The 15,247-nt window shown below is 45.5% G+C and carries 8 protein-coding genes; 3 read left to right on the top strand and 5 right to left on the bottom strand.

Annotated elements, in window-relative coordinates; translation table 11 throughout:
• Nucleotides 1-22: 22 nt before the first annotated feature.
• Nucleotides 23-6,109: a T9SS type A sorting domain-containing protein gene (locus HF312_04705; GenBank protein MCU7519493.1), complete on the bottom strand. Its 6,087-nt coding sequence runs from the start codon at nt 6,107-6,109 to the stop codon at nt 23-25.
• A gap of 162 nt (nt 6,110-6,271) precedes the next feature.
• On the bottom strand, nt 6,272-7,744 hold the full coding sequence (locus tag HF312_04700; protein MCU7519492.1) for a cellulase family glycosylhydrolase: 1,473 nt from the start codon (nt 7,742-7,744) through the stop codon (nt 6,272-6,274).
• A gap of 264 nt (nt 7,745-8,008) precedes the next feature.
• On the opposite strand from HF312_04700, the gene HF312_04695 reads away from it, so the two are divergent.
• The gene (locus HF312_04695; protein ID MCU7519491.1) at nt 8,009-9,019 is read left to right on the top strand and encodes an aldo/keto reductase; all 1,011 of its coding nucleotides are present in this window, start codon (nt 8,009-8,011) and stop codon (nt 9,017-9,019) included.
• A gap of 73 nt (nt 9,020-9,092) precedes the next feature.
• On the opposite strand, the gene HF312_04690 is transcribed toward HF312_04695, so the two are convergent.
• The gene (locus HF312_04690) at nt 9,093-10,238 is read right to left on the bottom strand and encodes a family 10 glycosylhydrolase (protein ID MCU7519490.1); all 1,146 of its coding nucleotides are present in this window, start codon (nt 10,236-10,238) and stop codon (nt 9,093-9,095) included.
• A gap of 61 nt (nt 10,239-10,299) precedes the next feature.
• Nucleotides 10,300-11,097 carry a hypothetical protein gene (locus HF312_04685; protein ID MCU7519489.1) on the bottom strand — a complete coding sequence of 266 codons (798 nt, stop codon included), beginning with the start codon at nt 11,095-11,097 and terminating at the stop codon, nt 10,300-10,302.
• A 190-nt stretch (nt 11,098-11,287) separates the two neighbouring features.
• Between HF312_04685 and HF312_04680 the strand changes: the two genes are divergently transcribed.
• Nucleotides 11,288-12,070, top strand: coding sequence for a class I SAM-dependent methyltransferase (locus HF312_04680; protein ID MCU7519488.1), 783 nt, complete (start codon nt 11,288-11,290; stop codon nt 12,068-12,070).
• 46 nt (nt 12,071-12,116) lie between these two features.
• On the opposite strand, the gene HF312_04675 is transcribed toward HF312_04680, so the two are convergent.
• Nucleotides 12,117-13,838, bottom strand: a complete 1,722-nt coding sequence (locus tag HF312_04675) for a serine hydrolase (protein MCU7519487.1) — start codon at nt 13,836-13,838, stop codon at nt 12,117-12,119.
• Between the two features lie 292 nt (nt 13,839-14,130).
• Here HF312_04675 and HF312_04670 point away from each other — a divergent pair, with 292 nt between their 5' ends.
• The gene (locus HF312_04670; GenBank protein ID MCU7519486.1) at nt 14,131-15,243 is read left to right on the top strand and encodes a hypothetical protein; all 1,113 of its coding nucleotides are present in this window, start codon (nt 14,131-14,133) and stop codon (nt 15,241-15,243) included.
• The last annotated feature ends 4 nt before the right edge of the window (nt 15,244-15,247 follow it).

Raw genomic sequence — 15,247 nt, 5'->3', positions numbered from 1 at the left:
TTAAGGCAGTTCAAGCCTGAGATTACTTTACCAGCATCATTTTCTTTGTGGAAACAAGGCTCTTTTGGCTGCTTAAGGATTTAGCTGATATGCGCAGGATATACATGCCTGAGGCAAACGTGCCGCGCCCATCCTGCGAGTTCCATACGGCCTGGTGTCTGCCTGCGGGGAAGTCCTTGTCAACAAGCCTTAGGACTTCCCTTCCCAGAATATTATAAATCACTATACTAACCCTGCTTTCCTCAGGCAGGTCGAACTGTATATTTGTGCTCGGGTTAAACGGGTTGGGATAATTCTGGTAGAGGGCATATTCTTTAGGAACTATTTCCTCTTCCTCTACACTCACAGGATTATCTATGCTCAGTACCCTTATAGTTCCGCCGCCTTTGGGGGCTTTGAGCGCTTGTGAGACTGTCTTTGTCCCGTCCCAGTTGCTTGAAAACAGGAGCACCGAACCAGGCTCCTGAAGTGTAATGGCAATGGCATCGTTTTGATTATCTTTTTCATCATCATATATCTCGAGGTTAAGCGTAAGCCCCCCGCCTAAAAAGACCGGTTTTGAAGGGTCGGTAATATCCCTGAGTTCTGCCCTGGTGGTGAAGCTTGCAGCTTTACCCGGCAAATTCTGAATCAGGTATGCAGAAAGTGTACTAATGGCGTTTGCCGTAATCTGATAGATTTTATTGTCTTCGGCGTGGACTATTATATTTACCTGGCCCTGGACATCCTTGCCGGTTTTGCTGTACTTCATTGAAAATCCGAAACTGGCTTTGCTTCCTGCCTTGCAGCGGTACTTGCCTGATGGTGAATTTGGGATGATAAATCCGCCGCCTGAGATATTTTCTGTAGAGGGGATGCAGACAGAAACAAGAGCCGGATCACTTAATGCGTGATAGTAGCCGTATATGCGGGTATATACGCTGAATGTTGTGCCGCAGTTATTTATTTCCGACTCGCCCAGTTTCCGGTTAAAAGGCTGCGCAGTTACAATTCCGAGGGTTTCATCTGAAGAATTAAGTAAAGACACGGGAAGGTTAGTTCCGCGGACGATCCCCTGATCGTATAATTCCCCTGCTGGTACCTCTCTAAACTCAGCCTTGGCATTTGAAATATTTCCGCGGGAAGCATCCGGGTAATCTGCAACAGTTGAGGAAAAAGTAAGCTGCGAGGTGTAAGCCGATAAAGCTGCAGCCGAAAAGTATCTCAGGCCTGAATATTCAGCCAGAGCATCTTCGGGCTTAACTACAAGCGGGCCCCATGGAGATATATTGCATGAGACCTCGAAGTTTGCCTGATCCGATGGGGTAAATACTGCCAGTATCTTATAGGTATCAGGAGCAAGCGTACAGATAAATGTAAAACTAAAGTTCAGCCTGCCACTGACAACGCTGTAGGATGTTACAACACCCAAAGAAACTGCTGTTTGACTGCCCGCCTGGTACTTGAACTCAATCCTTCCGCCGGATGCATTAAGTACGTCCTGTGCCGCCGAAATAGCAACAGCAGTAAGGCTAACCTGATCGGAGTACTGCACTTCAACGGGCAAAACTGCAACAGCAGTTGCGGCCTTTTTTACTTCAAGGTCCCCCTTGCTGCTACTTCCTTTGAAAGGACTCGATTCCGCAAAGCTTGCACCGATGTAGCCTGGATAACTGCCCGCAGGAATACCCGTTAAACCGACATCAGTCTTAACTGCAATACCATTGGCATCTGTTACTGCGGTACCAACTGTTTTATTATTAAGTGAAAACTCAACTACTTTTCCGCTTAAAGGAGCGCCCTGTGAAGTAAGTGTTGCAGTAAGAGTAACTTTGCCGCCATATGTACCTGCAACATTTGTAACAACGAGGGCAGTTGAGGCTGCTTTTACATTGAGGGCGGCCTTGCCGCTTGAGCCCGAATAGTTCCCGCCCGAAGGAGAGAAGAATGCCTCAACTGTATGAGAACCAGGAGTGGTATTGCCCAGATAGTAGTTTTTGACCGCTTTGCCATCCGCACCGGTTGTTCCGTTTCCAACCTCAGCGCCATCAACCCTGAAGACAATTGTTTTGTTCTCAACACCATTTCCGGTAACAGCAGAGGTAAGCCTGGCAGTTAAAGTAACTGTACTTCCAAAGTCCGCATCCATATCACTGATGCTGATGGTTGTTGCTGCCGGAGTAACTTCCAGAGGGCCATAACCGGTACTGGGAGCGTAACTATTGTCTACAGGCGAAAAGCTTACCTGGATATAGTTATCATGCAATCCTGCATCAATTCCCGCTATACTGACCCCGCTCAGTACAGCCAGGCCTCCTTCATCAGTATATGCATCGTTTATATCCATGCCGTTAAGCTTGAAGTGAAGCTTCATGCTGTTTAACGGGATACCTGATGAGCTGGTCAGCTTTGCCGCGAGGTTAACTTTGCCTCCGTAGGATCCTTTGGCCTTGGTAACCTGAATAGCTGTTGGAGTCTGTGTTATTGTAAGTGTGCCGGAGCCCTGGACCGGCATATAGTTATTGGTTCCGTCAAAGACTGCAGCAATTGCGCCTGGATGCGGGCCTGCACTCAAATTGCCCGGCAAGGTAATGCCGTAGATAGTTGCCACACCGAGGTCATTAGTTTTAGCCTCCCCGACAGGATTATTATTTAATTCAAATCTTACTGTCAATCCTTGCAGTTTGGAGCCTCCTGATGTCAGTGCAGCCGATAGATCAACCTTCCCGCCCGGTGTGCCGGTCACACTTGCAACTGCTATTGCAGTAGAAGCTTTCCCGACCGTAAGGCTTCCGGAAGCTGAGCTGTAGCTGTAACCACCTGTTCCGGCAAATTCCGCCAGAATTACACCGGAATGCGTACCGACGTCAAAGCCTGAAATACTTACCTCAGCAACTTTTGCAATGCCGCTATTATTAGTTTCTGCCGAATATGTTTTATTGTTGAATGTAAACTTAATTGTCTTTCCCTGAAGGCCCGCTCCTGCAGAGGACAAGACGGCTTCCAGCGTAACAGTACCTCCGTAGGAGCCGGTAAGATCCGTTACAGCAAGGCTTGTTACAGAACCTTTTACAGTCAGCTTCCCTTTTGCCGTACTTCCTGTATAGTTCCCGCCTGAGGGGGAGAAAGAGGCTGTAATATCATGCGTGCCTGCGCTGGTTGCGCCAAGATCAACGCTCACGGCTGCAATCCCGCTGCCATTTGTAACGGCAGTTATCTGAGGACCGCCCTGGATAATAAAACTTACGGACTTATCTGCAATGCCCGACTGCGTTACAGTTGAGGTAAGTACAGATGAAAGTGTAACTTTACCTCCATAATCAGCCTCAGCATCTGCAGCACTCAGGTTAGTTGAAGCCTGGGCAACTATAAGGCTGTTTGAAGCAGAGCTTGCGGAATAAGTATCCGATCCCGCATATACAGCCTTTACGCCTGAAGGATACGTTCCGGCGTCTATAGAGCCCAAAGGAGCAGTATAGCTTGCAACGCCGTCACTGCCTGTTGTATTCTCTCCTACCAGCGCTTCTTTCAAATAAAATCTGATTGTCTGTCCTGAGAGGTTTGAATTTCCCGATTTAAGCGCAGCGCTCAGTTTTGTGCTGCCGCCATATGTACCGGATGCGCTTGAAACGGTCAGGCTGCTCGTGGCCTTATTAATTTTCAGATCACCCGAACCAGAGCTCGCCATGTACTGGCTGTTTCCGGAGAAACTGGCCCTGATGGCCCCTTTATGAAGGCCCGGGCCGAGATTACCGGGCACAGCAACGCCGGAGAGGCTGGCGATGCCGTTTTCATCCGTAATTTTAGTGCCTGCAGAGGGACCATCATTAAATGAAAAGCTGATTGCCGCCCCCGGTATTCCAAGGCTTGAGGCACTTGAGGTAAGCTTAGCCGTAAGGGTAACCGTGCCTCCTCCGTCAGCCTCCACATTGGAAACACTGAGGGTTGTTGCTGTTTGTGTTTGAGTAACAGTAAGCAAAGCTACGTTCTGGCTTGGGGCATAGTTTGCACTCCCACCAAAGCTCACTGTAATATTATGCTTTCCGGGACTGGTAGCGCCGAGATTAACGCTCCTTACTGCCACTCCGTCTGAATTGGTCTTAGCAGGCTCCACTGCGGGACCGCCATCAATTACAAAACTAACTGTTTCGTTGGCAATGCCGTTGCCGGTAACAGATGACGTGAGTTTAGCCGTAAGAGTAATTGTGTTTCCAAATTCAGCTTCGACATTATTGATACTAATGCCTGTTGCAGCAGGGGCAACCTCCAGCGGCCCTTTGCCCGAGCTTGGAGCATATTCACCACTTGCGGGTGAAAAACTGGCCTCGATATAATTTTCATGCATGCCTGCCTCAATTCCGGCTATACTGACTCCATGCAGATGGGCTACTCCGCCGGCATTTGTTACTGTATCGCCTATATCTGCTCCATTAAGTTTAAAATGGAGTTTCATGCCGCTTAGGCCTGTACCGGAGGAATTGGTAAGCTTAGCTGTAAGTGTAGTTTTGCCTCCAAAGGATCCTGCCGATTTTTCAACCAGAATATTAGTCGCTGCTGGAGTCTGTTGTTTTACTGTGATTACCGCCGAGGCCAGGCTTGGGCCATAGCTGCTGTTTCCTGCAAAGCTTGCGGTAAAGTTATGTGTGCCCGGACTGGTATTCCCGAGGTTAACGCTTTTAGATGCCTCCCCGCTTTCATTCGTAGCAGCCGGTTCTATCTGAGGCCCCCCTTCAATTGCAAAATTTATTATGGCGCCTTTAATTCCAAGTCCGGTTGTTTTTGAGGTAAGTTTAGCCGAAAGCATAATTGTGCTTCCATAGTCAGCTTCAAAACCCGAAATGCTGATTTCTGTAGTTTCCTGGCTTACAATGAGCTCATTAGAAGCTGATGACGGCTTGTAGTTTGTGTTTCCTGCAAAACCGGCACTGACAGCGTGTGTTCCCGGACCAATACCAAGAGTGCCCAGGTTAACGCCGCTGAGAGTCGCCGTTCCCTCGTCGTTGGTTATGGCAGTACCTGCCGAAATACTTCCATCGATTGTAAATATAATTGCCGCATTTTTTACGACATTACCATTTGCTGTAAGCCTGGCTGTAAGACTGATTATGCTTCCAGAGGACGTTTCCACCTTTTCGACTGTGGTGCTTGTAGCAGCCTGGTTAATTGTAAGTGTTCCGGCAGCTGAAGTGGTGTCGAAGCCCTGTTCAGCAAAGACTGCCTTGATATTATATTGTCCGGCATCAAGGGGCTGAGTTAAAGTAAGACTTGCGCTGCCATCATTTTGTGTCACCGCAGATCCGGCCGGGTTATAGTTTACTGAAAAGAAGACCGTTTTGCCTGTAAGCGGAGTGCCTGAAAAAGTCAGTACAGCCTTCAGTTCTATACCCTCCCCATAGTTAACCACCGGGCTGTTGAGGCTTAAGATTGCCTGCACGGGTTTGACAGTCAGATCTGCCTGAGCAGGAATTGAAGATTTATAAAAAAAGTTCTCCTGGAAGCCTGCCCCGATATAGCCTGCATGCACTCCGGATTCAACTCCGCTTATAGATACACTTAGCTTTGCCAGGCCTGAGGTGTCGGTAATTGCCGTTCCTGCCAATTGCCCTCCCAAGGTAAAAGTAACCGTCTGGCTGTCAGCCGGGGCGTTTAAAGAGTCGGTAAGCGTGGCAGTAAGCTCAACAGTCCCATTGTAAAAGGCCGAAGCCGGAAGAAGGCTTAACTTTGTGCCCGGGCGTACATAGATAAAGCTGTCGGGAGATACTTTTGCCACATTCGTCTTTTCACTAAGATCTGTTACTGTTACCTGCAGAGTATCCGGAGTTAAATCACTTAAAGGATGGCGCGGTGATTTGACGCTCAGGGTCTGGTTATCTAAGCGCGTCACATTAGCGCCGGGAATTCCGCCAAAGCGGACCTCAAAGGTTGTATTCGGCAGGAACTTCTTCCCGTATATGGTTACAATAGTGCCTCCCCAGGCCGGACCTTTTTTGGGAGCAATACTATCGACTTCAAATTCCGGAGGTGAACTCCTTGCCCGGTAGACGGAGGAAGTGTATGCAAATGCTGCTGAAGAAATTAGTTCCGTCAGCAGGAATGCAGAAAAAATGAGTCTTCGTAGCGCTTTTTTCATAGGCCCTCCAAAGATTATATTTTTATTCACATCTTAGAAATTTCTAAAAGGGTAAAGAACGTTTAGCACTGGCGGTATAATTTTAAGAAAGGCAGTGTCAGAGGAAAATCAGCTAAAACAGAGACATTTCCCTTAATTATATTCTTATTGCGACATAATTAATTAAAAAATACGGGGGTCAAATTCAGTACACTTATTTGCCCTATCTGTCCTCTTAAGAAGCGGCAATAAAATAGAGGGGGAAGGGGTAAAGCTGTCAGCCAGATTGTTAAAAGGGTGCGGGTAATTCTGAAGTAATGAAAAACCTTTTGACGTATCCTTAACTGCCGTACTATCTTCTCTCAGGCTTTTCATCAATAATGACTTTTCTTTCAGCACTTCAATTGTGGAAGAATCCGTGTCATATACAGAATTAAGGCCCTGCTCTTCCATTGGAGGATCGCATACGAAAGGATCTCCCTCATGCCAAATGAAGTCGCTGTTTGGCGAGCGGCCTTCGCCTCCCCACCCCCAGAAATTTGAACCTGCCAAGGGAGATCCCTCTTTGGCGCTGCGGTAGACGAGGTCAAGGAGCTCCGAATAGTATTTATCCCGTGCTGTTGTTTCGCTTCCGGCAGTAAAGAGTTCATTATCCCTTGGGAGTCCGAATTCCTCCATTACCAGGGGTTTATTTAGGCTGCGTGCAAGCCTTATATGCTCCTGTATATATTCAGTTGCCTTTGCCAGGGCGTTCTTATAGGTTTCGTTATAACGTTTTGAATCGAACCACTTCCAGTTCTTGGCCCACACGTGAATGGTCACATAGTCGATAAATTTACTTTTGTGTGCCCTTAGATAAATATTCTCGGATTCCAAAGAGCCCATTATTCCTTCGCTTCCGGTAGTAATGAGATGGTTCTGATCAAGTGAGTGGATAAACTTTGCAGTGGAGTCGATCCATTCATAGTAATAGCTTATGTACCGGCTGCCTGTGCCGGGGCGGGGTTCATTCGCAAGTTCCCAGGCCATAATGGAAGGGTCCTCATAATAATAAAGCCCCGTATATATGTTTTTACGGTTGATGAGGCTGCTTAAATAATTCCTGAAGTTTTGGTTGGCCTCATTGCTCCTATAGAACATGGCTGCATAGTTCATAAAATCGCCAAAGTCATCCACAGCGGGGTCCAGCGCTCTTCCGCCCCCGTTCCAGGAATAGTACTGCGCCATACCGCCTGACCATTCCCAGTAATTAGTCAGAATGACAACGGCATGCATATCCCTTTTTTTCATTTCCGACAAAAGAAAGTCGAGTCCTGAAAGTAAAGTAGAATCATAGACTCCGGGGAAGATCTGTATGGCAGGTTTAATGGAGTTTTTTATGTCTGACTTTTCAGAGCCGGCAAGTATCCTGAGGTTATCTACTCCGGCAGCCTTCAGGCGGTCAAGCTCTCTTACAAGTCTTTCCCTGTTTTCTTTTGGTTCAGGAATACCCAGGTAATACCCGTACCAGAAGTTTGTTCCGAGATAATAATAAGGCTTTTCATTAAGAATGAAATGGCTGTCCTTTACATGAATAAACTGCGGGCGGAGGCTAAGGAAAGGAATAACTAAAAGAAAGCTTATGAATAACAGAATTTTGCTGATTTTTGAACTCAAAATATCCTCGTAAAGTAGCTATTTATTAATTTTACTCACCCGGCACACGGGCACGCCTCTCATTTACAGGCCGAAAAGTCAAATAAAAAAAATGTCTGAATTAACATACATAATTTGATTTACCGGGGCAAGGAGTAAAACCGGCTGTAACGGATGAGGTATCCAACCGCTCCGTAAACACAGGCTAAAATTGCTTTTAATTAACCTTGAAAATTGTTTTCAGATGAGGTAAATAATTATTTATGACTAAAAAGGGAGATAATAATGGAAATGCGTAAGCTTGGCAGCAATGGCCCTGAGGTTTCTGCAATGGGTCTGGGGTTAATGGGGATGTCCGACCTGTACGGCCCTGCTGATGAGAAAGAAAGCATTGCAACAATTCACAATGCTATTGAGGAAGGGATAAACCTTTTTGACACGGGTGACTTTTACGGGATGGGGCATAATGAAATGCTTTTACGGGATGCCCTTAAGGGGAAAGCGCGGGAGAATATACTCATCAGCGTGAAATTCGGAGGGATGCGGGACCCTCAGGGAAACTGGCTTGGTTATGACGCCCGCCCTCAGGCAGTGAAGAATTTTCTGGCATACTCATTAAAAAGGCTTGGAACCGATTACATTGACATCTACCGGCCGGCAAGGATTGATCCGAATGTCCCGATAGAAGAAACAGTGGGTGCAATTGCAGATATGATAAAAGCCGGTTTTGTTAGGTATGTGGGGCTGTCTGAAGTTGGAGCAGACACCATTGTCCGCGCAAATTCTGTGCATCCGGTAAGCGACCTGCAGATTGAGTATTCGCTCATATCAAGGGGAATTGAAGATGAGATTCTGCCTGCCTGCCGTAAACTTGGCATTGGAATTACGGCATATGGTGTTTTGTCACGGGGACTTATAAGCGGCCACTGGTCAAAAGACCGCGACGTAGCCCAAAACGATTTCCGCAGGTACAGCCCGCGCTTCAGCAAGGAAAACCTTGAGCATAATTTGCTGCTTGTGGAAGCCTTAAAAAATGCTGCGGAGAAGAGGAACCTGACGGCTGCACAGGCTGCAATTGCCTGGGTTCTGTCTCGCGGGAGTGATATAGTACCGCTTATTGGTGCGCGCAGGCGTGAAAGGCTAAAAGAAGCCCTAAAAGCTCTTGAAGTAAGGTTTGATGAAAGTGATCTGGAAGAAATTGAGCGTGCCGTACCGCCGGGAGCCGCAAAAGGAAGCCGGTATAATGAACATCAGATGTCCATGCTTGACAGCGAGCGCAAAAGCGGCAGAAAATAAATAAAAAAAGCTGCCGTGAAACATTTTCATGGCAGCCTTAAAACGCATCTGTTGTTTCAACGTATCTGTTATTTCAGTCCATTCTTTTTTGGACCGCCTGTTTGAAGCTCTTCCAGTGTTCATCTGTCATTGAATGTGCCAGGAAGAGTGAAACGCCTTCTGCCCCGCCGGCAAAAGAGGTTTCAACAGCTTCTGCCAGTTCCGCAGGGTTAAGCTGGGGTATAAACAATCCGCTGTACAATGGGGCAGGCTTGCTTAGTGACTTTATTTCCTTACTGGTCTCCTCCCCTATCCAGCCGATGCCTTTATCATAATAACCGTGATAAAGCATTGGAAGAAAGCCATCCAGATCCCATTTCGACCACTGCTGGCGAACAGCTTCCCAGTTCGGAAAGACTGCCGCCGTTACCGGCTTATTGTATTTGCGGGCCTCAGGAACCAGCACATTATTAACAAGGTTTGTAATTCTGTCGTAACGGAACTGCCTCCATTCTGCGTTCGTGGAAGGGTCATCCAGCTTCATTACGTCGATACCGGTCTTCTTCATAAATTCACTCTGGCAGAGTTCGCAGTAGCAATAATCGTATTCGGGATACTCCTTGTCCTGCACAATGTTATATTTGGGCTGGAGTTTCTCGGCAAGAATGACGTCGGGAAAGCGGATATAATCCAGGTGCACACCGTCCAGCTCCTTAATCTGCGAGAGTTCACTTACGGTCTCACGTACAAACTCCTGAACTTCCGGATGCGTGGGGCACAAAAACTTATAATGAGGGACATAGGCAGGCTTCAAGGCTGCAGACTCCCCTTTTCTGTTAACGACAAACCAGTCGGGGTGCTTCTGTCTGACTTCCCCGATGTTGCACATCATTGACCTCATCCAGGCATGGAGCTCCAGTCCTTCTGATTTTGCAATAGGAAGGAGCCTTTCAAGCCAGGCGTCTTTGACGGGCAGGTGACGGCTTTTATAATAAGCATAGTTAGAGTCGTAGACTTCGGGCAGGACGGCATCTATTCCTGAGGCGCGCATTTGGGCAAACAGTTTTTTCCATTCGTCTTCGGATGTCTTTATGTCTGTCATTATCCAGGCCCAGTTTTTTATTTTTTTCTTCTCTGCCGCATTAAAAAGCGGTGACTTCGAAAAGGCATTTAAGGCGTTGCCTCCCAGGAGCCCCAGGCCGCTGAGGCCCAGTATTTTTATAAATTCTCTTTTATTCATATCAATGTTTACCTGTTATTTTCAACTACGGGAAATTAAATTTTATCAGTCGCATAAAGGGTTATTTATCTTCTGAAAGCTCGAACTCGGCCAAAAGAGGCAGATGGTCTGAGGCTTCAGACTGCAGCACCTTTATTGATACCGGTTTTAGTTTTCTTAAGGCCTCTTTTGAAACATAGATATAATCTATTCTCCTGTCGGGATTAGTTGAAGGAAATGAAAATCCTTCATCTTTATGGAGCAGCTGCCACACGTCTACAAAATACTGAGCCAGGCTGTCATGCATTTTGCTATTAGGGCGGTCATTGAAGTCCCCGCACAGAATAACAGGCAGACCATCACAGCTTTTCAGCACGTCAATAATTTCACCCGCATTCATCAGTTTTTCAGACTCACTGTTTTTGTCGCCTGTATGGGTATTAATAAACACAACCTTTTGGCCACCTATGTCGGCTACAGACCGGAGGAGTCCTCTCGTCTCACCCTCACGCAACATTTTATAATGATGGTTTTTAACCGTATCTATCTTAAATCCTGAAAGGATTCCGTTGCCGTAATCTCCGCCCTGAAAATCTATGTTTTTTCCGAAAGCCATAAACATACCGGTTTGGGTATTAAGCATCTGCATAATATCAATTTTACCCGAGCGTTCCACACCGCGGTCTACTTCCTGCAGGGCTACGAGGCCGGCTTTGTTTTCAAGTATAAGGCCGCCAATTCTTTCAATATCAATTTTCCCGTCAACTCCCTGTCCGTGATGAATGTTATAAGTCATTACCCTCAGCTTTTGAATTCCCTGGGCAAAAGACGCATTTAAGAGGATGAGGATAAATGCCAGTAAGGCAGCAGATTTTTTCATTTTTCACCAAAATAATTAATTGAAATTCTGATACAGCAAATGCAATAATAATGAAAAAAGATAAGAAAAGTACACTTTAGATTTATTTGAATTTTACCTATTTTTAGCAATGATTTGCCATCTGAAATGGCACAATGCTGCAAAAGCAGTGAGAGTTTACAAATATTTCCAGTTAAAGGAGTTCCCTACAATGCCTTTCGATTTCCATATGAACCATGATATATATTTCGAGCAGCAGTATACTAATGCAAAGAAATACATTTTACCTTTTTTAAGTGAGGTAATGCCTCTTAAGGACAAGAATGTACTTGAGATCGGAAGCGGTGAAGGAGGAATATTAAAGGCGTTCAGCGACCATGGGTGCCGCATAACCGGTGTGGATATAGATACTGTAAAGATTGAAGCCGGGAAGAGAATATTTGCCAAAGAAATTGAAGAAAACAGAGCCCGTCTTATCTGTGACGACATATTTAATTTTAACGGGGAAAAGTTCGACCTGATAATCTTAAAAGATGCCCTTGAACATATCCACGGGCACGAGAAGATACTCTCAAAGATGAAGGACCTCTTAAATCCCGGGGGAAAGGCTTTTCTTGCATTTCCGCCGTGGCAGATGCCTTTCGGAGGCCATCAGCAGATGTGCAAAAGTAAATTTATGGCACTGGCTCCTTTTATACACCTGTTGCCAAACCCGTTATACGCGGGTCTGTTAAAGTCTTTCCATGAAAGCGACAGGCTGATCGAGCACCTGCTGGATACAAAGGAGACCAGGATCACTATTGAAGGGTTTGAAAGAATAACAAAGAAGCTGAACTATAAAGTTGACAGGAAGCTTTTCTACTTCATAAATCCAAACTATGAAGTAAAGTTTAATATGAAGCCAAGAAAGCAGTCGGCCTTAATTTCAAGTATACCATATGTAAGGAACTTTTTTATTACCACCTGCTTCTACGTAATTTCAGCTGATAATTAGCTTTTGCAGGGTCAGTCCTCTTGCCAGGACTGACCCTGCAAGAGTACTACTCAACTTTCTTTCCCGGGAGGTTCTGCCCGTTCTGGTAGAGCGTCATGCCGGAAACTGTCCCGTCTTTTCTCTGGAAACTTACCTGGGCGTTTACCACTTTTAGAAAAAACTTATCCTCAGACAAAGGAAACATTTCAAAGCGTGGCTGGCCTGTTCCCTGCCCGAAAATTTTATCGCCCTCAACCGTAACCTTAATGCTGAATCCAGGTGCGAGCTGATAAGTGCCGGCAAATTCATTAAGCCCGTTTTCCTTCAGCTTTACTTCAGGAGAGCTGAAGTCCCCCTGTCCAAGCTCTTTAAGCACCTTAACTGCATTTTCATTCCCGGGATTCAGTTCAAGCGACTTCCTGTAGTTCTTTGCAGCTTCTTCCTTCAGGCCCTTTTTAAGGAGGGCTTCGCCATAGCTGTCATATGCATTAGATGATTGGGGGAATTCCTCTGTATTGAGTTTGAAGATGTCTATTGCCTCATCAGTCTTGCCTTCGGAAAGGAGATTATATCCCATATTGTTAATCTCCGCTTCGGTATAGGCATATTCATCTTTTTTATTTTTAAGCTCTCTGAACTTGCTAATGGCGCTTTGTGAGCCCTCCTGTTCAAGTGTCCTCCAGAGGATTCTGGCCAGAGGCTTTTGAGGCTCCGGCTCATTTTTTCCATTAAGTATGTTAATAATCTGGTTTGTCATTTTGTCCAGCGGGGCAGCTCCGGCATTGCTTAAGATAATTACATACTGCCCGGCCTCAGGTATCATGTAGTTCATTGCATTAAATCCGTTTATGCTTCCACCGTGTGCAATTACATCAAGTGAATCGTGCCCGTTAAATCTTTTAGCCGTCATCCACCCGTAGCCGTAATACATCTCACCAAATTTCATATATTTCCGGAAGATTTTTTTCTTCAGCTCGGGGGAAAGAAGTTTATCGGTCTGAAGAGCCTTATCCCACAGGAGGAGGTCCTCAACCGTTGAATACATGCTGCCTGCGGCATAAGGAAGCGACATATCGAGGAAAGATGTGTTCCTGAAGGCATCTCCCTTCCTGTCGTACCCGGAGGCCCTGTTCGGAATAATGTCTTCGGAATGATCGTAGCCCGTATTCTTCATTACAAGTGGATCAAGTATATTTTCCCTGAGGGCCGCCTCGTAGCTTTTTCCTGTAACGTGTTCAATTATGGCACCCAGAATAAAATATCCTGAGTTATTATACACTATCCGGGAGCCCGGCTCAAACTCCAGGCTGCCGCTGCACTGTTCCTTAATAAAGTCATCGGGCTTGTAATTCATTCGGCTTATCCTTTCAGAAAAGCCCGGCTGAGAGGTATAGCTTGGTATACCTGACGTGTGTGTCAGGAGCATATGGATTGTTATCCTGGAGCCTGTATCTTTCCTGTAGTAAGGGAGGTAATCTGTTATTTTCCCATCAAGACTTATCTTCCCTTTTTCCACCAGCTGCATTATAAGCATTGAGGTAAACTGTTTGGTAACTGATCCAACACGGAATTTTGTATCCGGGGAGTTTGAAATGTTCCATTCAATGTTAGCCTTTCCATAGCCCTTCTTAAAGACAACATTGTCTTTATCTGCCACAAGAATACTTCCGTCGAAATATCCGTACTCATTGTACTTGGCCATGAGGCTTTCGATCTTATTTGCTGCATCCTGGGCATAGGAGGAAACTCCCAGGAGAAATATGAAAACGGGCAGTAGGATCTTTTTCATTTTTTGAATCCTTATTTGTTGGACAGGCAGTTGATTTTATCAGAGACAATATAATGATTTCTAAATATTTTTGACGCAAGAGGAGGTAAAAAGTTCCTGATTTTCAATTGGCACTTTCCCTCAGGAAGAAGCAGAAACTAAAATGCGAAGTCAGCCAGATCATTGCTATTTTCCTTTCCAGTTATTAATTTTGAGGTACAACAAGTCTACTTCTATTCAAAAAAAAGGCGGAACTATCGGAATACTTATACTTCATTAAAATTCATCTATACCACAAAAATGGAGTCTCAAAATGAAAAAGATAGTTCTTATTCTTTTCGTTATCATCTCTTATTCTTCAGATTGTTTTCCCCAGCAGTATGAAGGCTACGCCGAAAGAATCCTTTTGTACCAAAGGCCGAATGCCAGAAGTGAAGCCCTGGGGCGCGGGCAGGTAACACTTCATGAAAGCCCTTATTCCATACTTGATAATCCTGCGGCTCTTTCATTTTCAAAAGGCATGAACTTTGAGGTTTCACACATGAATCCCAATTATCCCCAGGAAACTGAAGGATATTATAATACCTACGGCATCAGCTTTAATTCCGGGAAGTACGGGGCTTTCGGTTTCAGCTACTTCACGTTCTCTGTAGGAAGGCCCGACGAGGAGAAATACTTTCCCGACAGGAACATCAACCGTTTATTCATGCTGAACTATTCAAATGAGATTTTGCCTGATCTCAGCTTGGGCGTTAACCTGAATTACTTTTTTGAGAAGGAATATGATTTATGGGACAATCTGTCTCCAGTTGCCCTTAACACATATTATTTTGACCTGGGCCTTCTGAAACGTTTCCATTTGGGGAGTTTGGATAATCAGAATCTTTATCTTGGGCTAAGTCTTGTTAACGCCGGATACTCCAAAGTAAAGAGCCGTTTTAATAACAGCAGCATATATTTTCCAACAATCATGCATCTTGGTGCCTCCTATGAATTCAGGACAGATAAAGCCGGCAGATATGACCTAAGGCCATTAAAGCTGCTTTTGGCCGGGGAATATATGGACGTCTTTGAAACCAGGTATTTTTCCCAGGTCAGGCTGGGCATGGAAGCATCTTTATGGGAAGTGCTGAAACTGAGAATCGGGCATTATTCCGAGACTCTTGACACACAGATTACCGACGGGTCAGTTACTGGTATTCATCAGCTAACATATGGCGCAGGATTGGAAATTCCCCTTAGCAGACTGGCCAATATTGCATTTCCTTTAACACTCAGCATAGATTTTACCAGGCTCCCTCTTCCGGACTATGATGATTACAGTTATCGTGATCTTTTTGGCGACCTGCGCATGGGCGGCTGGGGCTTTGACCACTTCAACAGGAATTATTACATTGTCAGCTTTAATATAAATGCAGGAATTTAATAGT

Source organism: Ignavibacteria bacterium, assembly GCA_025612375.1.
Taxonomy (GTDB): Bacteria; Bacteroidota; Ignavibacteria; order Ignavibacteriales; family SURF-24; genus JAAXKN01.
This window is presented reverse-complemented; position numbering and strand designations above follow the sequence as displayed.

What these genes read in the sequence shown, in the direction of transcription:
- HF312_04705 (MCU7519493.1), bottom strand. Translation starts at nt 6,109, where the DNA reads ATGAAAAAAGCGCTACGAAGACTCATTTTTTCTGCATTCCTGCTGACG.
- HF312_04695 (MCU7519491.1), top strand. Translation starts at nt 8,009, where the DNA reads ATGGAAATGCGTAAGCTTGGCAGCAATGGCCCTGAGGTTTCTGCAATG.
- HF312_04690 (MCU7519490.1), bottom strand. Translation starts at nt 10,238, where the DNA reads ATGAATAAAAGAGAATTTATAAAAATACTGGGCCTCAGCGGCCTGGGG.
- HF312_04685 (MCU7519489.1), bottom strand. Translation starts at nt 11,097, where the DNA reads ATGAAAAAATCTGCTGCCTTACTGGCATTTATCCTCATCCTCTTAAAT.
- HF312_04680 (MCU7519488.1), top strand. Translation starts at nt 11,288, where the DNA reads ATGCCTTTCGATTTCCATATGAACCATGATATATATTTCGAGCAGCAG.
- HF312_04675 (MCU7519487.1), bottom strand. Translation starts at nt 13,838, where the DNA reads ATGAAAAAGATCCTACTGCCCGTTTTCATATTTCTCCTGGGAGTTTCC.
- HF312_04670 (MCU7519486.1), top strand. Translation starts at nt 14,131, where the DNA reads ATGAAAAAGATAGTTCTTATTCTTTTCGTTATCATCTCTTATTCTTCA.